Origin of the sequence: Paractinoplanes lichenicola, from assembly GCF_016785085.1 — a bacterium.
Taxonomy (GTDB): domain Bacteria; phylum Actinomycetota; class Actinomycetes; order Mycobacteriales; family Micromonosporaceae; genus Actinoplanes; species Actinoplanes lichenicola.
This window is the reverse complement of sequence record NZ_JAENHO010000017.1, coordinates 92,123-110,770: the sequence shown is the minus strand read 5'-3', so window position 1 is coordinate 110,770 and position 18,648 is coordinate 92,123. Positions and strand designations below refer to the sequence as shown.

General features: G+C 70.1%; 13 protein-coding genes. 7 read left to right on the top strand and 6 right to left on the bottom strand.

Annotation, left to right across the window (positions count from 1 at the left end):
• The first annotated feature begins 18 nt into the window (after positions 1-18).
• The 5 genes from JKJ07_RS43220 (at position 19) to JKJ07_RS43200 (ending at position 11,071) form a co-directional block, all read left to right on the top strand.
• Complete coding sequence (locus tag JKJ07_RS43220; RefSeq protein ID WP_202997835.1) at positions 19-837, top strand: amidohydrolase family protein; 819 nt, start codon at positions 19-21, stop codon at positions 835-837.
• A gap of 18 nt (positions 838-855) precedes the next feature.
• A complete protein-coding gene (locus tag JKJ07_RS43215; protein WP_202997834.1) occupies positions 856-2,406 on the top strand; it encodes a phytoene desaturase family protein in 1,551 nt (516 codons plus the stop codon).
• 2,030 nt (positions 2,407-4,436) lie between these two features.
• Complete coding sequence (locus JKJ07_RS43210; RefSeq protein WP_236030925.1) at positions 4,437-7,274, top strand: discoidin domain-containing protein; 2,838 nt, start codon at positions 4,437-4,439, stop codon at positions 7,272-7,274.
• Complete coding sequence (locus JKJ07_RS43205; protein ID WP_202997833.1) at positions 7,271-9,652, top strand: glycoside hydrolase family 127 protein; 2,382 nt, start codon at positions 7,271-7,273, stop codon at positions 9,650-9,652. Before JKJ07_RS43210 ends, JKJ07_RS43205 begins: the two co-directional genes overlap by 4 nt.
• Before the next feature lie 9 nt (positions 9,653-9,661).
• Positions 9,662-11,071, top strand: a complete 1,410-nt coding sequence (locus tag JKJ07_RS43200; RefSeq protein WP_202997832.1) for a family 43 glycosylhydrolase — start codon at positions 9,662-9,664, stop codon at positions 11,069-11,071.
• A gap of 12 nt (positions 11,072-11,083) precedes the next feature.
• Here JKJ07_RS43200 and JKJ07_RS43195 read toward each other — a convergent pair whose 3' ends face one another.
• Positions 11,084-12,061 (bottom strand): serine/threonine-protein kinase, encoded by a 978-nt coding sequence (locus JKJ07_RS43195; protein ID WP_236030923.1) that lies wholly within the window; start codon positions 12,059-12,061, stop codon positions 11,084-11,086.
• A 145-nt stretch (positions 12,062-12,206) separates the two neighbouring features.
• Here JKJ07_RS43195 and JKJ07_RS43190 point away from each other — a divergent pair, with 145 nt between their 5' ends.
• Complete coding sequence (locus JKJ07_RS43190; RefSeq protein ID WP_202997831.1) at positions 12,207-12,608, top strand: hypothetical protein; 402 nt, start codon at positions 12,207-12,209, stop codon at positions 12,606-12,608.
• A 2-nt stretch (positions 12,609-12,610) separates the two neighbouring features.
• Here the strand turns inward: JKJ07_RS43190 and JKJ07_RS43185 are convergent, their stop codons facing one another.
• The 5 genes from JKJ07_RS43185 to JKJ07_RS43165 form a co-directional block, all read right to left on the bottom strand.
• Positions 12,611-13,156, bottom strand: coding sequence for a SigE family RNA polymerase sigma factor (locus JKJ07_RS43185; RefSeq protein WP_202997830.1), 546 nt, complete (start codon positions 13,154-13,156; stop codon positions 12,611-12,613).
• Complete coding sequence (locus tag JKJ07_RS43180) at positions 13,153-14,151, bottom strand: hypothetical protein (protein ID WP_202997829.1); 999 nt, start codon at positions 14,149-14,151, stop codon at positions 13,153-13,155. The genes JKJ07_RS43185 and JKJ07_RS43180 overlap by 4 nt, the downstream gene beginning before the upstream one ends.
• Positions 14,152-14,231: 80 nt before the next feature.
• A complete protein-coding gene (locus JKJ07_RS43175; RefSeq protein WP_307834727.1) occupies positions 14,232-15,272 on the bottom strand; it encodes a LacI family DNA-binding transcriptional regulator in 1,041 nt (346 codons plus the stop codon).
• Entirely contained in the window at positions 15,269-16,411 is a 1,143-nt protein-coding gene (locus JKJ07_RS43170) for an MFS transporter (protein ID WP_202997828.1), read from the bottom strand. Before JKJ07_RS43170 ends, JKJ07_RS43175 begins: the two co-directional genes overlap by 4 nt.
• Positions 16,408-17,256 (bottom strand): ABC transporter substrate-binding protein, encoded by an 849-nt coding sequence (locus tag JKJ07_RS43165; protein WP_202997827.1) that lies wholly within the window; start codon positions 17,254-17,256, stop codon positions 16,408-16,410. Before JKJ07_RS43165 ends, JKJ07_RS43170 begins: the two co-directional genes overlap by 4 nt.
• 135 nt (positions 17,257-17,391) lie before the next feature.
• On the opposite strand from JKJ07_RS43165, the gene JKJ07_RS43160 reads away from it, so the two are divergent.
• Positions 17,392-18,642, top strand: coding sequence for an amino acid ABC transporter substrate-binding protein (locus JKJ07_RS43160; protein ID WP_202997826.1), 1,251 nt, complete (start codon positions 17,392-17,394; stop codon positions 18,640-18,642).
• Positions 18,643-18,648: the final 6 nt, after the last annotated feature.

Sequence of the window (18,648 nt, the reverse complement as noted above, 5' to 3'; positions counted from 1 at the left end):
CGCAGTATCCCTAGGCGTATGCGTATTGACGCCCATCACCACGTCTGGGATCTGGCGGTGCGGGACCAGCCGTGGACCGCGGGGCTGCCGCGGCTGCGGCGGACGTTCACGTACGGGGATCTGACGGCCGATCTCGACCGGCACGGCATCGACGGCACGATCCTGGTGCAGACGGTGACCGTGGCCGCCGAGACGCCCGAGATGCTGGCCCTGGCCCGCGCCACCCCGCGCATCGTGGGCGTCGTCGGCTGGACCGACCTGACCGCCCCGGACGTCGCCGAGCGGATCCCGCGGGACTCGCGGCTGGTCGGCCTGCGCCACCAGGTGCAGTCCGAGCCCGACCCCGGGTGGCTGCTGCGGCCCGACGTGCAGCGCGGGCTGGCCGCTGTGGCCGCGGCCAACCTCTCGTACGACCTCGTGGTGACCGCCGATCAGCTGCCGGCCGTCGCCGCGGCAGTCGAACGGCTGCCGCAGGTGCGGTTCGTGCTCGACCACGCGGGCAAGCCCCCGATCGCCGCCGGTCGGCTCGACCCGTGGCGCGCCCACCTGGCCGCGATCGCCAAGCATCCCAATGTGGCGTGCAAACTGTCGGGCCTGGTCACCGAGGCCGGCCCCGACCTCGACACCGTTTCCCCGTACGCCGCCCAGGTGCTCGACACGTTCGGCCCGGCGCGCGTGATGTTCGGCTCCGACTGGCCCGTCCTGCTGCTGCGCACCGACTACGACACCGTGATCGGCCAGGCCGAACAGGCCACCGCCGGGCTGAGCACGACCGAGCGGGCCGATGTGTTCGGCGGGACGGCCGCCCGCTGGTACGGGCCGCTCTGGCTGCGCTGAGCTGTCACCGTCCGGCCGATGTGCCGGCGGCCTCGGCGGTCGCAGGATGATCGGATGGAAGCGGATGTCGTAGTGGTCGGCGCCGGGCACAACGGGCTCATCTGCGCCGCCTACCTGGCCCGGGCCGGGCTCGAGGTCGCCGTGCTCGAGGCGCGCCCGATCCCCGGCGGCAACACGGTGACCGAGGAGCTGACGCTGCCCGGCTTCGCCCACGACTCGTGCTCGTCGGCGCACGTGCTCATCCAGTCCAACCCGCTGCTGCAGGACGACGAGCTGGGCCTGCTGTCGACGTGGGGCCTGCGCTACGAGCACACCGACCCCGCCGTGGTGCTGCCCCGCGCCGACGGCGACACACTCGTCATGCACCGAGACCTCGACGCGACCGCCGACGAGCTCGCCCGCTACTCACCCGCCGACGCCACGGCGTTCCGCGACCTGATCGGCGAGTGGACGACCGGGCTCGCTGCGGTGCACGGCCGCTGGTCGTCCGGCTTCGACCTCGGCGACACGCCACCCGCGAAGGCGTACGCGGCGCTGCGCGCCCGATCCGCGTGGGACGTCGTGCACGAACGGTTCAGCCATCCCGCCGTACGGGACCTGATGGTGTGGTTGTCCCTGGCCACGATCCAGGACCCACGACGCGAAGGAACGGGGGTGCTGCCGTCGTCGATCGCCGCGGGCCGCCTGCGCTTCGGCTGGTCGACCCCGATCGGCGGCTCGGGCGCCTTGCCGGCCGCGCTGCTGCGCCTGCTCGAGGCCCACGGCGCCACCCTGCACACGACGGCCGAGGTCGACCATGTGGCCGTACGGGATGGCCGCGTCACCGGCGTCCGCACGTTCGACGGCCGTACGTTCACCGCCCGCCGCGCCGTCGTAATGAGCAGCAACGTCGCACGCCTGCCCGACATGCTCGACGAAGTGCCGACCGACCTGGCCGCCGCCAAGCAAGCCTGGCGCCCCGGCCTCAGCGTCTTCGCCGTGCACGCCGCCCTGCGCACCGACCTCGCATTCACCAACGGCCTGCACTCGGTCGCCGCCGGCCTCGGCGACACCGCCGGCATCGCCCGCCAGCTGGACGCCTTCTACCGCGGCGAAACCGACACGACCAACCCGTGGCTGCTCGTGGTCAACCAGAGCGTCGTGGACCGCACCCGCGCACCCGAGGGCGCAGGCACGTTCAAAATCCTGACGATCGCCCCCTGGACCCGAGCCGACGCCCGCCCATGGTCGAAGGCCAAAGCCGACTTCGGCGCCGACCTGATCGACTTGGTGCGCACCCGAGTGCCGACTCTGGACCCCATCTCGATACGCATGGAATCCCCCCACGACATAGCCGCCCACAACCCCCACAACGTCGGCGGCTCCTGCCACGGCGGCGAATTCCACCTGCCCACCGGCGAACGGCTCGTCGGCTGGCCGCACTACACAACGTCCATCCCCGGCCTCTTCCTGACCGGCTCGACCAGCCACCCAGGCGGAAGCGTGAGCGGCCGCCCCGGCCGCAACACCGCCAGAACAATCCTGTCCAAACTCGGCCTGAACCCGGCCACGGTAATGGGCCCGAGATAATCGCGCCGCTTTGCCAATCACTTTACTCACGGCGCCCACAAACCTCCGAGCCACTTTGCCACTCGCAGCCACCCGTAACCCGACTGTCAGTTTAACTTTTTCGACCGCGCCCACATAATGACAGATCGCAGTCAACCGGAGCCCGGCTGTCGGTTCGGCCGTTTTTCCGACCGCGCCCACATAATGACAGGTCACACTCAACCGGGGCCCGACTATCGGTTCGGCCGTTCTTTCGACCGCGCCCACAGAATGATGAGTTGCACCCACCCGCAGCCTGATTACGGCATCGAGTGCCACCTCAACCACAACCCGACAGCGACCACAGTAATTCATCAAAATGCAACGAGCGACGGCCAACGTCAAAACAGCAACCCCGAGCGGGTTTGTCCACCGACGCCCCGCAGCCTCAACCTCCGAGCTGCCAGCGACCGACCGCTGAGCTGCCTCGAAGTTGCCACGGGCCGGCGGGTGCCCGGCGTCCGAGTTGTCGGCGGCCGATGGCCGAACCACCTTCGAGCCGTCAGTGGCCGACGGGTGCATGACGTCTGAGCTGTCGGCGGCCGGCTGCCGAACTGCCTCCGAGTTACCAGCGACGGACGGCTGAACCGCCCCCAGGTTGTCAATGGCCGATGGGCGCGCAGCGTCCGAGCTGTCGGCGGCCGATGGCCGAACTGCGTCCGAGTTGTCGGCGGTCGACGGCCGAGCTGCGACGCTCAGTTCCTGAACTGGCGATCGATCCAGATCCCGCGCTCCTGCCATCGAGGAAGACGACGTCTTAGTCCGACTCGGAACGCTGAGGTCTTCGACTCTGATCGACAACGCTTCGCCACGGCTGTGCAAATACTTCAACTTCTCGGAATGCCGCCGGTATAAACCCCAAGCACGCCGCTGCGCATGCTCGCGCCGAAATTCGTCGCGGCTCGGCGAATAATTGCGCGCCTTGGTGCGATCACGCATAGCTGAGATCTCGGTCCGACCAAAGAGCGACAACTGGCGTTCCATACGACGATTATCCCGCACGTGCAGCCCGCAACAACAGCATTCGATCATGCCAATCGAACATTAGTACAAACGCGATCTGGCGCAGAACCTTGTTATTCATGGCTCGCGAAGGTGAGAGATAAATTGCCGATTGAGGGTGGGGTGGAGTGGGGCGAGGCAGGGCCGGAGGGCGGCGGAGGGGGTGAGGGCGGGGGTGGAGCGGGGCTAGGTAGGGCCGGAGGGCGCAAGCAAGCGCGACGGTGGGGCGGACCGGGCCGAGGGAGGGGCGGAGGGCGGCGAGGGGGTGACGACGAGGGTCAGGGAGGGGTGGCGAGGGGCGAAGAAAGGGGTGGCGAAGGACCGAGGGGAGAGGGAGGCGTCGACGGTAAGGACAACGGCGAAGGCAACGGCGCGGGAGGGGTGGACGGCGCGGCGAGGAAGGGGTGACGGCGAGGGACCGAGGGCGAGGAATGGGTGACGGCGAGGGAGCGGGCGAGGAGGAGTGAGGACGGGGAGGGTGAGGGTGCGGCGATGGCGAGAGACGCGGTGAGGGTGAGGGGAACGGCCGCGGCTCGGGCTACGGCAGCGGCGAGGGCGGCGTGACTGGGTCCCAGCGGTGGCGAGGCCGAAGCGGCGCCGACGTGGCGATGGCAACGGCGAAGGAGGGATGGAGGAGCGAGTGATCGCGAGCGGGGAGTGAGGAGGCGGCGTGGTCGAGAGGGCGGCGACGGTGGGCGGCTGAAGGGCGCGGGAGGGGTATCGGCGACGAAAGGGGAGGGCGGCAGTGGCGGTGTGGGCGAGGGAGGGGCGATGGGCGGGGCGGCGTTGACGGGGCGCGAGCGGGGCGAGGAAGTGGGTGATGGCGTCGGGTGTGTGGGGGTGGGGGACCGAAAACGTTTCGGTGGGGAGGAGGGGAGGGATGGCGTTGACATAGATGGGGCTGGATGTAAGCATCTCCGAAAAGGTTTTCGGCGTTTCTCCCCCTGCACGGCCGCGAGCCGGTCCGTGTTGCGCCTCCTCCGCCACCGAAGACCCATGGAGGTGCCGCGATGCCACGCCCCCGATTGGCCGTCGCGCTGTCCGCACTGCTCGCTGGAACGTTCCTGACTGTCCTGCCCGCCACCCCCGCCCTGGCGGCGCAGACCATCGGCTATCCCACGTTCACCGGGCCGGCCGTGCCGGTGCCGCCGGTGGGGATGAGTGCCGGCAACACCATGCAGGCGATCTATGACGCCGAGGCGGGTGGGACCGATTTCTGGATGGATCGGCTGCTGGCCCGGCCCGGCAATGACCCCGCCGGCACCTGGCTGATGAGCCGCGGCCGGGCCGTCTTCATGAAGACGCATACGCCGGGCGCGCTCGGGTTCGGCGGCACCGTGGCCTACTGGGAGAGCATCAGCGACCAGGCCGCGTTCACCGTCACCGCCGGCTCGGGCAGTTGGACCGAGCAGGTCGCTCAGCGCTGGCAGGCCCCCAGCCACTGGAAGAGTGTGCACACCAACGGTTCGCTGCGGATCAACCAGACGAAGTTCATCACCCAGAACGACGTCGCCGTGGCCAACCTGGCCATCACCAACACCGGCGCGGCCGCGCAGAGCGTCGCGCTCCGGGTGACCTCGCCCTACGCGACCACGGCAAGCGGCTCCGAGCTCACCGGGCAGCGGACGGTCAAGAACGGGCTCACCACGATCTCTCCGCGGCTGTCGGCCGACGGGTTCACCGCCGCCAACGGCGCGCTGACGAGATCGGTCACGATTGCCGCCGGCGCCACGGTCACCGTCAAGGCGCAGCTCGGATTCTTGGCGAACGAGATCCCGGAAGCAGCCACCGAGTACAACGCCATCAGAAACAACACGCCGCAGGGTGCTTTCGCCACCCACGTACGGGATTACAACCGCTGGTGGGCCGTCAACGTGCCCTACCTCGACGTGCCCGAGCCCGCCATCAAGAAGGAAATCTATTACCGCTGGTGGCTGATGCGGTTCAACCATCTCGACGCCAACATCCCCGGTCAGGATTTCCAGTTCCCGACCAGTGTCGAGGGCGCGCTCGGCTACAACAACGCCATCGTGCTCACGCAGCCGATGCACATCGATGACCTGAAGTATTTGCGCAACCCCGCCCTCTCGTACGGGCCCTGGTTGTCGGTCGGGCAGGTGTCGAAGGGTGGCAGGTTCGTCGACAACCCCGGCGACCCGGAGAACTGGTCGAACAGCTACACGCAATACATCGCCGAGGCCGCGTGGCGTAGCTACCAGATTCACGGCGGGCAACCGGCCATCGCCGCCAACCTCGCGAAGTATGCCGAGGGCGACGTCAAGGGTCAGCTCGCTTTCTACGACCACAACAACAACGGCCTGATCGAGTACGACTGGGGCGCGCTCACCGGCAACGACGCCGACGCGGTGTCGTTCCACTGGCGCGCGGGCAATCTGGACCGCGCCGAATCGGCGTACGTCTACAGCGGCGCCCTCGCGGCCGCGCAGGCGTACGCGGCCATCGGCAACACGGCCAAGGCGACCGAGATGCAGCAGATCGCCGACCGCATCAAGAGCGCCATCACCACGTACTTGTGGGATTCGACGAACAAGCTCATCAAGCACCGGCACGTGGCGACCAACGCCCTCGTGCCGTGGAAGGAAATCAACAACTATTACCCGTACGCCGTGGGCGCGATGCCCAACACGGACGAGTACCGCCAGGCGTTGCGGCTGTTCGCCGACCCCGCCGACTACCCGATCTTCCCGTTCTTCACCGCCAACCAGCGCGACAAGGCCGAGGCGGCCGCGGCCGGGCAGCCGGGCAGCAACAACTTCTCCACCATCAACTCGACCGTGCAATTCCGCTTGTATTCGTCCGTGCTGCGCAACTATCCGAACCAGTGGATGAGCGCCGAGGACTACAAGAAGCTGCTCTATTGGAACACCTGGGCGCAGTACGTCGGCGGCAACACCCAATGGCCCGACGCCAACGAGTTCTGGGCCAATTGGAACGCCTCGGCCAAGACGATCGACTACCGCTCCTGGATCCACCACAACATCCTCGGCAGCAGCAACTGGACCGTCATCGAGGACGTGATGGGCCTGCGGCCGCGCAACGACAAGCAGGTCGAGCTGAGCCCGATCGGCATCGGCTGGTCGCATTTCGCGGCCAACAACCTGCGCTACCGCAACGCCGATTTGAGCATCGTGTGGGACGACCCGGCCGACGGCGTGGTCCGTTACAACGGCATCCCGCAGGGCTACTCGATCTTCGTCAACGGCACCCGGGTCGCCACCGTCGACCGGCTCGTCCGGTTCGTGTGGAACCCGGACACCGGCGCGGTCACGTTCCCGTCCACCGCCGGCACGGTTCTTTACAGCCAGCCGTACGGGGGTCTGCAGGCACCCGCCGCGGTCACCCAGGGCAGCGCGCAAATGGTCGACATGTTCAACAAGGCCGGCGTCGACCTGACCGCCAACCTGCCCAACTACGCGCAAGGTGTGGCGACCACGGCTTCGTACACCGCGAGCGGCACCTCGGGCGCGGCCGCGGTCGACGGCTTCCCGATCAACGAGCCGCTGTGGGGAACGTACGGGTCGCCCAATGCCACCGACTGGCTCGAGCTCAACCTCGGGCAGGCCCGCACGCTCGACGAGGTGCGGTTGTGGTTCCGCAACGACCGGGCGGCCAACCGCTATCGGCAGCCCGCGTCGTATCAGATCCAATACCTCAACGGCAGTACGTGGACCACCGTCGCCGCCGCGGTCAAGACGCCGGCCACCCCGCAGGCGAACTACAACGTCGTCCGCTTCGGCCCGGTCAGCACGACCCGGTTGCGGGTGCAGGTCACGCACGCCTCGGGCTTCAAGACCGGCCTGACCGAGATCAAGGCGTACGACCGATGAGGCGCCGGACGCTCCTCGCCGGATCCGTGGCCGTCGCAGGGGTCTCAGCCCTGGCGCCGGAACGGGCCATGGCGGCCGCCCGCCCGGACATCGGCGTCTCGGCGTACGCGTTCCCGCTCTCGGCCGTGCGCCTGCTGCCCAGCCCGTTCACCGAGAACGCCGCCCGCACCCAGTCCTACCTGCTGTTCCTCGACAACGACCGGCTGCTGCACACGTTCCGCCTCAACGCGGGCCTGCCGTCGACGGCGACCGCGTGCGGCGGCTGGGAATCGCCCACCACCGAACTGCGCGGGCATTCCACCGGTCACCTGCTCTCGGCGCTCGCTCAGGCGTACGCGAGCACGGGCGACACCGCGTACAGGGTCAAGGGTGAGCAAATCGTGGCGGTGCTCGCCCAGTGCCAGACGCGTCTGGGCAACGGCTATCTGAGCGCCTTTCCGGAGAGCTTCATCGATCGGGTCGAGGCGCGGCAGAGCGTGTGGGCGCCCTACTACACGCTCCACAAGATCATGGCCGGGCTGCTCGACATGCACCTGATCGCGGGCACCGCGCAGGCGCTGACCGTGCTGCTGGGCATGGCGGCGTGGGTCAAGGCCCGCAACGACCGGCTCACGCTCGCGCAGCGGCAGAACATGCTCGACACCGAGTTCGGCGGCATGAACGAGGTGCTGACCAACCTCTACCAGCTCACCGGCGACCCCGCCCACCTGGCCGCGGCGCAGCACTTCGACCACGCCGAGATCTTCGACCCGCTCGCCGCCGGGCAGGACAACCTGAACAACTATCACGCCAACACGCAGATCCCGAAGGTGCTCGGCGCCATCCGGGAGTTCCACGCCACCGGGGTCACGCGGTATCGCGACATCGCCGTGAACTTCTGGGACATCGTGACCCGGCACCACACGTACGCGATCGGGGGGAACTCGAACGGCGAGTATTTCAAGGCGCCGGACCGGATCGCGAGCGAGCTGTCGGACACCACGGCCGAATGCTGCAACACGCACAACATGCTCAAGCTGACCCGGCAGCTGTTCCTGACCGACCCGGCGCGCGCCGACTATCTCGACTACTACGAGGGTGCGCTCTACAACCACATCCTGGCGTCGCAGGATCCCAGCTCGGCGCACGGGTTCCAGTGCTATTACGTGCCGCTGCGGGCCGGCGGCCTCAAGACGTACAGCAATGACTACAACAGTTTCGTCTGCTGCCATGGCACCGGGATGGAGAGCAACACGAAGTACGGCGACACCGTCTACTTCCACGACGGCGGCAGCACGCTCTACGTCAACCTGTTCATCCCGTCCGTGCTGACCTGGGGTGCGTACACGATCCGGCAGGAGACCACGTTCCCGGCCGCGGGCTCGACCCGGCTGACCGTGACGGGGGCCGGGACGTTCCAGATGCGCATCCGGATCCCGGCCTGGGCGGCGGGGGCGCAGATCCGGGTCAACGGCGGGGCGGCCACGTCACCACCGGCGGGCGCCTACGCTTCCCTCAGCCGTACGTGGGTCACCGGTGACGTGGTGGACGTGACGCTGCCGATGACTGTGCGCCGGGAGGCCGCGAACGACAACAGCACCGTCCAGGCCGTGAAGTTCGGGCCGCTGGTGCTGGCCGGGCTGTTCGGCAGCTCGAACCTGAGTGCGCTGCCGGTGCTCGATCCGGCCACGCTGACTCCCACGTCGGCCGGAAGTGTGGCGCTGCAACCGTTCTACAAGGTGCACGGGCAGCGGTACAGCGTCTACTGGTCGGTGACCGGGTCGCCGCTCACCGCCCACTATCCGTTCGACGGGTCGCCGGCGGATGTGAGCGGCAACGAGCGCACGGCCACGGTTTACGGCGCCGGGTACGGCTCCGGGCGTACGGGGAACGCTTTGGCTCTGGACGGCAGCGCGGGCTATGCGGCGTTGCCGAACGGGATCCTGGCCGCCGCCACGAACTTCACGATCGCGCTGTGGGTACGCCTCGACACCGTCACCACGTGGAGCCGGCTCGTCGACTTCGGGACGGGAACGGGCGCGTACCTGTTCCTGACGCCGCGGTCGAGCGCGGGCACCCTGCGGTTCGCCATCACCACCGGCGGATCCGGGGCCGAGCAACGCATCGACGGTCCCGCCGCCTTGACCGCCGGGGCCTGGACGCACGTGGCCGTGACCCGCAACGGCAACCTGGGCGTGCTCCATGTCAACGGTGTCGCGGTGGCGCAGAACCCGGCCCTGACCGTGGGGCCCGCCGCGCTCGGCAGCACCACGCGCAACTATCTCGGCCGTTCCCAGTACGCCGATCCCTACCTCGACGGCGCGCTCGACAATGTGCGGCTCTATGCCCGTGCGCTGTCCGCCGCCGAAGTGAGCACCCTCTACACGAGCGGTTCGTGAGGAGTCCCCATGCGTCTGTCCCGTTCACTCGCGGCGGCTGTCCTTCTGCTGACGCTCCTCATTCCCGGCCGGGCCGCGGCCGTGTTCGGCAGTACGATCACCAACACTGGCACCGGCAACTGCGTCACCGTGCCCGGAGGCGCCACGACGGCCGGGCTGCAACTCACCCAGGCCACCTGCGCACAATCGTTCACTTTCACGCAGGCCGGCGACACCTACACGATCGGCACCCCGACCGGCAATTGCGTCGACGTCAACGGAGGGAGCACGGCCGACAACGCCACGATCATCCAGTGGCCGTGCAACAACGGGAACAATCAGCGCTTCCAGCTGCGGCCGGTGGCGACCGGAACGTTCCAGCTGGCGGCCCTGCACTCGGGCAAATGCATCGCCGCCAACGGCACCGCGGCCGGGCTCGTCCAGCTGCCGTGCAGCACGGCCGCAGCCCGGGTCTGGCGGGTCAACGGTGTCACGGCCCCGGCCAAGACGTTCACCAACCCGCTCAAGGCGCAGGGCCCGGACCCGTGGCTGACCTACCACAACGGCTTCTACTACCTGGCCACGACCACATGGAACCGCACAATCACGATGCGCAAGTCGGCCACCCTGGGCGGGCTGGCCACCGCCACCGATCAGGTGATCTTCACCCTGACCCGGCCCAACGGCGCGGGCACGATGTGGGCGCCCGAGTTCCACCTGATCAACGGCCGCTGGTACTTCTACTACACGGCCGGGCAGGAGCCCTACAACCTCGGCACGCAACGCATCCACGTGCTCGAGTCCTCGGGCACCGACCCCATGGGCCCGTACGCGTTCAAGGCCGACCTGCTCGACCCGGCGGCGGACAACACGTGGGAGCTGGACCCGAGCATTCTGCAGCTGAACGGCAAGCTGTATCTGCTCGGGACGTACTACAACGGGTCGCAGCCCAACTTCATTCGTGAGCTGTCCAACCCGTGGACCGCGGCGGGCAGCCGGCGGGTGCTGTCCACTCCCACGTACGGGTGGGAGACCGTCGGCGGGGCCGTCAACGAGGGCGCGGAAGTGCTGCAGCGCAACGGCAAGACGTTCATCGTGTTCTCGGCCTCGCACTGCTCCACGCCCGACTACAAGCTGGGCCTGCTCACCTACAACGGCGGCGACCCGCTCAACTCGTCGTCCTGGGTCAAGTCGTCCACCCCGGTCTTCCAGCGCAACAACGCGGCCGGCGTCTACGGCCCGGGGCACAACGGCTTCTTCAAGTCACCCGACGGCACCGAGGACTGGATCGTCTATCACGCCAGCACGAACCCGAACGGCAACTGCGACCTGAACCGCTCGACCCGGGCCCAGAAGTTCACGTGGAACGCCGACGGCACCCCGAACTTCGGCTCCCCGGTCGGCTTGGGGGTGACCCTGACCGCGCCGTCCGGCGAGTAGCGCCCCCGGCGCTCAGGCCAGCAGCAAGACAGCGCTCGCCACGAGCATCCCGATCCCGGCGACGGCCGTGCCGATGATGACGGGCCATCCGGTCAGCAGCCCCGGCCGCTTCCTGGCGGCCGGGGCCGGGCTGACCGGCACCGCGGCCGCCCCGGCGACGAAGCGGATGACTTCGCGGCGTGGCGGCGCGCCGGTCGGGTGGCGCAGCACGGCCTCGAGACCGTCGCGGGCCCGCGCGGCCGTCCACCGGGCCACCGGGTCGCGGGTCAGCAGCCCGGCGATGACCTCGTGCACCGGCCCGGGCCGGTGCGGCGGGTCCGGCTCGTCGATCTGCGCCGCGAGCAGCGTCCCGGCCGGGGTGGGCCGGTCGAACGGCGGCCGCCCCTCGACCGTGGCGTACAGGGTCGCGCCCAGCGACCACAGATCCGTCGCCGGGCCCGCCACGCCGCGGCCGGCCCGCTCGGGGGCGAGAAACGCCGGCGTGCCCACCAGCGTGCCGGTCGGGTCGGTGCCGATCGTGGCGATCCCGAAGTCGGTCAGCACGACCCGGCCGTCCGGGGCCAGCAGCACATTGCGCGGCTTGACGTCGTGGTGCAGGACGCCGGCGGCGTGGGCGGCCGACAGCGCGGCCAGCAGCGCCCGGCCGATCCGGGCCGCCTCGGCGTGCGCGACCGGGCCGTCCTGGGCGATCACCTCGTGCAGCGAGCGGCCCGGCACGAATTCCATGACGATCCACGAGCGGCCGGGCGTCCACACCACGTCGAAGACGCGGACGACGTTGGGGTGGTCGAGCCGGGCCGCCGAGCGGGCCTCGCGGACCGTGAGCCGGTGCGCCTCGGCCTCGTCGCCGGGGGAGAGGCCGGGGCGGAGCACCTCCTTCACGGCCACCGTGCGGTCGAGCAGCTCGTCGTACGCGCGCCAGACCCGGCCCATGCCGCCGGTGCCGGCCAGGTCGGTCAGCCGGTAGCGCCCGGCCACCATCTCCCTCATGGCAATAGTTCGGAGTCGTGGATCCCGGGGCTTGGTCGACTTTTTATGCCACGAAAGTGTTAGTAACGGCGAGCACTGCACCAAATGTCCGTTATGCGTGATTCCATGATCTTGCAAAACGTCATGTCGAGAGGGGAAAAGAGCAATGAATCGCGTTACCCGTCTTCTCGCCATCGCCGGCCTCGGGCTGGGCACCGTCGCCGTCGGGGCCGTCCCGGCCCAGGCTGCGACCGGTTCCGCGCAGGGCGCCGGCCAGAGCTCCTCGGCGCAGACCCAGTCTCGCTGGGGCAACGACGAGGTCGTCGGCTACTTCCGCTCGCTGCGGGAGTGCGAGCGGGTCGGCCGCATCGGTGAGTTCCGGGACCGCTGGGACGACTACGACTGCGACCGGGTCGGTGGCGGCTGGGGTCGTGGCGCTTGGGTCCTGACGGTCGAGGAAGACGACTGGAACGGCCGCTGGGACAACCGCAACTGGTACGGCGGCTGGTACAACAGCTACCGCGGTGGCGACTTCCGCGGTGCGTGGTACCACTGGCGTCACCGCTGAACCTAGCGTAACCGGGGGCCGCGTCCGTAAGGGCGCGGCCCCTCCTTCATGGCCTCGATCGACGTGAACGTCTGCCGCAGGGTGGCCATGGCCCGGCTCGCCCGCGACTTCACGGTGCCGGTCGAGCAGCCCAGCTCGGCCGCGATCTCCTGTTCGGACAGGCCGGCCCAGTAGCGCAGCACCAGCACCACTCGCTGCGAGGCCGGCAACGAGCGCAGCGCGGCCAGCACCACCGCGGCGGTGTCGTGCTCGTCGTAGGCGTCGCCGGGAGTGGGCCGCTCGGGCGGGGCCGCCGCCGGGACCTCCCGCCGCCACAACCGGCGCCCGGCCCGCCACGCCGCCCGCACCATCACCCGCCGCGTGTACGCCTCCGGGTCGCCCTGCTCGTGCAGGCGCCGCCACGCCCGGAACGTCTTCACCAGCGCCTCCTGCGCCAAGTCCTCGCCGTGGCCGCGGTCGCCGGTCAGCAGGGTGCCGTACCGGGTCAGCGCCGGATAGCGGGACGAGACGAACTCGGCGAACCCGGGTGGCGTGTCCGTGCCGCTCATCGGACCTCGATCCCGAACAGCCGGGTCAGCTCGCGGACGGCTTTGTCGCTGAGCCGCACCCGGCCGCCCCGGTCCGAGAACGCCTCCTGGCAGTCCTTGTCGATGGTGAGGTAAACGACTGACGCGTTGCCCAGCAGCAGCAGCGCGGCCCGATCGCCGGGTTGCGAGCAGGCGTCCTCGCCGCTGACCGCCTTTCTCTGGTCGCGCAGGAGCGCCAACACTTCCGCGATGGTCGCCGGGTCCGTGATCTTGCCGTGGCTCGCGACGGTGAACTTCCCCGACGCTTCGGGCCGGGAGAACTCGGCGTAGGGCACGGAGTCGACCAGGTTGAGCCGCCCGGAACCGACGGGCTCCGTCCGGATCGTGCCGGCGATGGTCCGTGCCGCCGGGCCGTCCAGGTTGAACTCGAGGATCACCTTCGACCACGGCAGCACCATGGATGTGTGGCCGGTCTCAAAGGCGTCGCGCAGCAGGGCCGGCTCGCCGCCCGGCAGGGTGAGCAGCGGCAGCGGGGTCATGATGCCGCTCCCGCCGGGAAGATCTTCCAGCGAACCGACGGGGTACGCGAGGACTTTGGCCGTCGATACCCGAATCGAGGAACGGGCGCAGTCGTCCGACGTCTCCCCATAGATCAGAACTTGCCCGTCGCCCGCTCTGCCGCATGGCGAGTCGGAGCCCGGGGTAGCGACACGCCAGCCGTCCGGGACGGGCAGCCGCATCGCGCCGGCGACGACAACCCTGTCCACGACCCGGGGTGTCGGCGGCTCGACCGGAACCGAGCCGACTGGTGCCATCGGCCCGTTGGCGTCATGCCGGTTCAGGGCCAGCCCACCGGCGATTCCCGCCGCGGCGAGCACGCAGGCGACCGCCCCGGCCACCGCCTTACGGCGACGCGCGGCCCGGCGACGGCCCATGACGGCCGCCACCGGGTCGCGGGTGCCCGGTTCGATCCCGGCCACCGCGTGGTCCAGCAGCTCTCTGATGTGCTGTGTCATCGCGTTCCCCCGTAGCCGAGTGAACCTCCTCACCCGTCCAAAAGGCACCGGGGAGGCCAATGGTTCCGTCGGAACGCGAACTATTTCGGCGGGCCTGTCGAGGCGCGCACGACCAGCGACGGCGCGAGCAGCACCGAGCGCGGGTGGCGTTCCGGGTCGTCGAGGGTGTCGAGCAGCAGCCGGGCCGCCTCGCCGCCGATCTCGTAGTGGGGGATGGCCACCGTGGTCAGCGGCGGGCGCATCTTGTCGAGGAACGGCATCTCGTTGAAGCCGATCACGCTCATGTCGTCGGGGCAGGTCAGCCCGCGTTCGGCGAACACGTCGTAGCAGCCCAGCGCGATCAGGTCGTTGCCGGCCACGATCGCGGTGAACTCGGCGCCCGAGTCGAGCAGCTTGCGCAGCGCCTGGGCGCCCTCGGTCTCGCTCCAATACCTGCATTCGACGATCAGGGCCGGGTCGTCGGGCAGGCCGTTGTCGATCAGGGCGTGCCGGAACGCGCGGGCCCGGCTGACCCCGGTCGACGTCTGCTGCGGGCCGGCCAGGTGCGCGATGCGGGTGTGGCCGAGCGCGATTAGGTGGGCCACGGCCAGCGCGATTCCCGCGTCGTCGTCCGCGGCCACCGACGGCAGCTCGAGCCCGTCGACGCGGCGGTTCACGAGCACCATCCGTACGCCCTGCTGGTGCAGCCGGGTCAGCAGCGGGTGCTCGCGGCGGGCAGTCGCCACGATCAGCCCCTCCACCTGCCGGGAGCGCAGCGACTCGACCTGCGCCTCCTCGCGGCCGGGATCGTTGTCGGTGTTGACGATCCACGCGTTGTAGCCGGCCGGGGTCAGCACGTCCTCGATGCCCCGCACGATCGGCGGGAACAGCGGGTTGGTCAGGTCGGGGATGACCAGCCCGACCGTGCTGCTGCGGGCGGTCTTGAGGCTGCGCGCGATCGGGTTGGGCTGATAGCCGATCGACTCGGCGGCGCGCAGCACCTTGCGGGCGGTGTCCGCGTTGACCAGCGGGCGGGTCTGCGGGTTGAGCGCGCGGGAGGCGGTCGCGGGGTGCACCCCGGCCAGCTGCGCGACGTCGCGAAGCGTCGGGGCGGTCATCCGCACCACTTTAGGTTCTGTCACGCCGGCCTCCATCGTGCCCTGGCCACGGTGGCGAGCAGCCCGAGCGGGATCATGGCCAGACCCAGGCACCCGTACGCCACCCCGTAGTGCCCGGCCTCGGCCGGCCCCGCGATCAGCGCCGCCGAGACCGCGCTGCCCGCGAACAACGAGCCCGCGAAGCCGGACACGACCGTGGCCCGGGCCGCCGGCAGCACCTGGGTGGCCCACGTCTGCAGCGACGAGTGCATGGCCGCCCAGGCCAGCCCGATCAGCACCGCGACGGCGGCCGCCGCCCACACCTGCCGCGACAGGGCCGCCGCCGAGCAGGCGAGCACGGCCGAGGTCGCCCCGATGCCGATCAGCCGCCAGGCCGGCCAGCGCCGCGAGAGCGACCCGACCAGCCGCGCGAAGACGAGCACGGCCACGCCGTAGATCGCGGTGACCGCCCCGGCCAGGGCCGCGCTGACGCCGGTGGACTCGACCGCGGGCGGCAGCAACGTGAGCGCGCCGAGCAGGATCCCGCCCTCGATGAACGCGATCAGCAGCACCAGCAGCGCCCACCGCGACCGGAAGAGCCGGCCGAACTGGGCCAGGGGACCCTCGGCGGGCCGGTCGAGCACGGGTTCGGGCAGGCGCCGCAGCAGGAAGGCCAGCGTGAGCGCGCAGGCCGCCGAGACCAGGAACGCCGCGCGCCACCCGGCGAAGGCCGCCAGCACCCCGGCCCCGGCCGAGGCGAGGGCCGTGCCCAGCGCGACCCCGACCATCAGGTTGGTGATCTCGGTCTGCCGCCGGGGGCCGGGCACGGTGTCGCCCACGTAGATGAGGCTGGCCGGGACGGCCGCGCTGAACGCCGCCCCGGTCAGGGCCCGGGCCACGCCGAGCTGCCCGACGGTGGTCACGGCGGCCGAGCCGGCGGCGGCCACCCCGGCCGCGACGAGGGTCAGGCGCAGCGTGCGGACGCGGCCCAGCCGGTCCGAGACGACGCCCCAGACCGGTTGCATGAGCCCGTACGCGAGGAAGTAGACCCCGGCCGTCTGGACCACCGCCGACAGGGGCACCCCGAGCGCGCTCGCCATCACGATCAGCATGGGCGGCATGGCGAACCGGTCCATCGTGCTCACGAACGTGGTGGCCTGCAGCAGCCGTACGGGCCGGGTCACGCGAGCGCCAGCGCGGCGGCGAGCGGGTCGCCCTCCAGGGCCGGGCCGAAGCGGCGGCGCAACCCGACCAGCGTCTCCAGGGCGGGCCGGTCGATCCTGCCGTCGGGGACAAGGCCCTCGTCGGGGTCGCGCAGCCGGTGCAGATAGCGGACGGCGAGCGGCTCGGGCAGGCCCAGGGCCTCGGTGGCGGCCGCGACGACGAGGGCGTCGTGCTGCCCGGCGACGATCTCGGCGGCGGTCGTGGTGAGCGCGGTGGCCAGCCAGGCGACGTCGGCCGGGGCCAGCGCGGCCAGGACCGTGCCGAGGTAGGGGCCGCACACGGCGGTCGTGGTCTCGACCCTGGCGAACCCTGCCGCCTCGGCGTGCAGCTCATTGCCGGCATTGAGCATTGTCGCGTCGCAGTCGCCGGTGAGCAGGGCGGCCAGCCGGGTCGGTGTGGACCCGAGCGCGACGATCTCGTATTCGTCGCGAGCCAGGCCCAGGGACTCGGCCAGGGCGTACATGACGAAAGCGAAGCCGGAACCGGGCACGTCGACCGCGAACCGAGCGCCCCGTAGCGAGCCGCCGCGGGCGTAGAGGGCCAGCCCGAGCCCGCGGTCGATCGCGGCGAGCATCTCGATCGGAGCGTTGACGCCGAGCGGGTTGATCGGGCTGAACCTGTACGCCAGGACGTTGTCGGGGCTGGTCAGCACGGCGTCGTAGCCGCCGTCGAGCAGCGTGCGGAACTGGGCCGGCGAGGAAGGCACGAGCGTCTCGTCGACCTCGGTCTCGAGGCGGCCGAGGCGGCGGGTGACGCGCAGCAGGACTGACGGGGTGAACGAGCCGAGACGAAGTGGCGGCGCCATGGCACGAGTGAACCGCACTCGATTGCAGTCCGGCAAGAGCGGATCCACCAGAACCATTGACACTCGTGTAACACGGTGGTCATCATCACATCGCAAACGATTGCGGCCCGGCTCACCCCCTTCTGGAGGGCCCCGATGATCGATAAGTCAGTCTCCCGACGTTCCGTCCTTGCCGCCTCGCTCGCCGCCTCGCTCGCCGCCTCGCTCGCCCTCGGCCTCGGCGCGTGCGGTTCCCGGCCTTCCGAGAAGGCCGCCTCCGAAACCGACCAGCCCCTGGTCATCGGCGTCTCGCTGCCGTTGACCGGCGACTTCTCCCAGCCCGGCACCGAGGCCAAGCGCGGCTACGAGGTGTGGGCCGAGCAGATCAACAAGTCCGGCGGCCTGCTCGGCCGCCAGGTGCAGCTCAAGATCGTGGACGACGCCAGCAACCAGGACACGGTGGTCAGCGACTACACCAAGCTGATCACGCAGGACAAGGTGGACCTGCTGCTCGGCACGTTCTCGTCGCTGCTCAACTACGCCGCCTCGGCCGTCGCCGAGAAGAACGGCATGGTGTTCGTCGAGCCCGCCGGTGGCGCCCCGAACATGTTCACCCGCGGCTTCAAATACCTGTTCTTCGCGCAGCCGGCCACCGCGCCGCACCAGGCCGACGTCTTCGTCGACTGGATCAAGTCGCTGCCCGCGGACCAGCGGCCCAAGACGGCCGCCTACCCGATCCAGGACGACCCGTTCGCGGCGCCGGTCATCGAGAGCATGAAGGACCAGCTCGAGGCGCTCGGCGTGCAGACCGTCTACACCCAGACCTATCCCGCCGACACCACGAACTTCCAGCCGGTGGCCCAGCAGCTGGCGGCCAAGAAGCCCGACCTGGTCGCCCAGGGCGCGGTCTTCGAGGACGGGGTCGGCCTGGTCCGCTCGCTCAAGCAGCTCCAGTACAGCCCGAAGATCATGTTCCAGACGTCCGCGCCCAGCAACGCCGGGCAGTACAGCTCGGGTGTCGGCGTGGGCAGCACCGAGGGCGTGTTCTACACGGTGAGCTGGCATCAGGACGCCAAGACGCCCAAGAACTCCGATTTCGTCGCGGGCTACAAGGCGAAGTTCGAGAACGCCGACCCGGCCGAGGACGCGGCGGACGCGTACGCGGCGGCGGAGGTGCTGGCGGCCGGCGTGACCGCGGTCGGGGCCGTCGACCAGGACAAGATCCGCGACTGGCTGCACGCCAACGAGGTGACCACGATCCTGGGCCCGCTCAGCTGGGAGGCCACCGGCGAACCCAAGGGCAAGTTCCTGCTCGGCCAGTGGCAGGACGGCAAGGCGCAGGTCGTCGCGCCGGCCGAGGCGGCCACCGTGCAGAAGGTCGTACACCCCAAGCCCGACTGGAAGTGAGCGGCT

Bases quoted from the DNA above. Each gene is read 5' to 3' on its own strand.
- JKJ07_RS43185 (WP_202997830.1), bottom strand. From the start codon at position 13,156: ATGAGCGGCACGGACACGCCACCCGGGTTCGCCGAGTTCGTCTCGTCC.
- JKJ07_RS43205 (WP_202997833.1), top strand. From the start codon at position 7,271: ATGAGGCGCCGGACGCTCCTCGCCGGATCCGTGGCCGTCGCAGGGGTC.
- JKJ07_RS43165 (WP_202997827.1), bottom strand. From the start codon at position 17,256: ATGGCGCCGCCACTTCGTCTCGGCTCGTTCACCCCGTCAGTCCTGCTG.
- JKJ07_RS43160 (WP_202997826.1), top strand. From the start codon at position 17,392: ATGATCGATAAGTCAGTCTCCCGACGTTCCGTCCTTGCCGCCTCGCTC.
- JKJ07_RS43215 (WP_202997834.1), top strand. From the start codon at position 856: ATGTGCCGGCGGCCTCGGCGGTCGCAGGATGATCGGATGGAAGCGGAT.
- JKJ07_RS43195 (WP_236030923.1), bottom strand. From the start codon at position 12,061: ATGAGGGAGATGGTGGCCGGGCGCTACCGGCTGACCGACCTGGCCGGC.
- JKJ07_RS43210 (WP_236030925.1), top strand. From the start codon at position 4,437: ATGCCACGCCCCCGATTGGCCGTCGCGCTGTCCGCACTGCTCGCTGGA.
- JKJ07_RS43180 (WP_202997829.1), bottom strand. From the start codon at position 14,151: ATGACACAGCACATCAGAGAGCTGCTGGACCACGCGGTGGCCGGGATC.
- JKJ07_RS43220 (WP_202997835.1), top strand. From the start codon at position 19: ATGCGTATTGACGCCCATCACCACGTCTGGGATCTGGCGGTGCGGGAC.
- JKJ07_RS43190 (WP_202997831.1), top strand. From the start codon at position 12,207: ATGAATCGCGTTACCCGTCTTCTCGCCATCGCCGGCCTCGGGCTGGGC.
- JKJ07_RS43200 (WP_202997832.1), top strand. From the start codon at position 9,662: ATGCGTCTGTCCCGTTCACTCGCGGCGGCTGTCCTTCTGCTGACGCTC.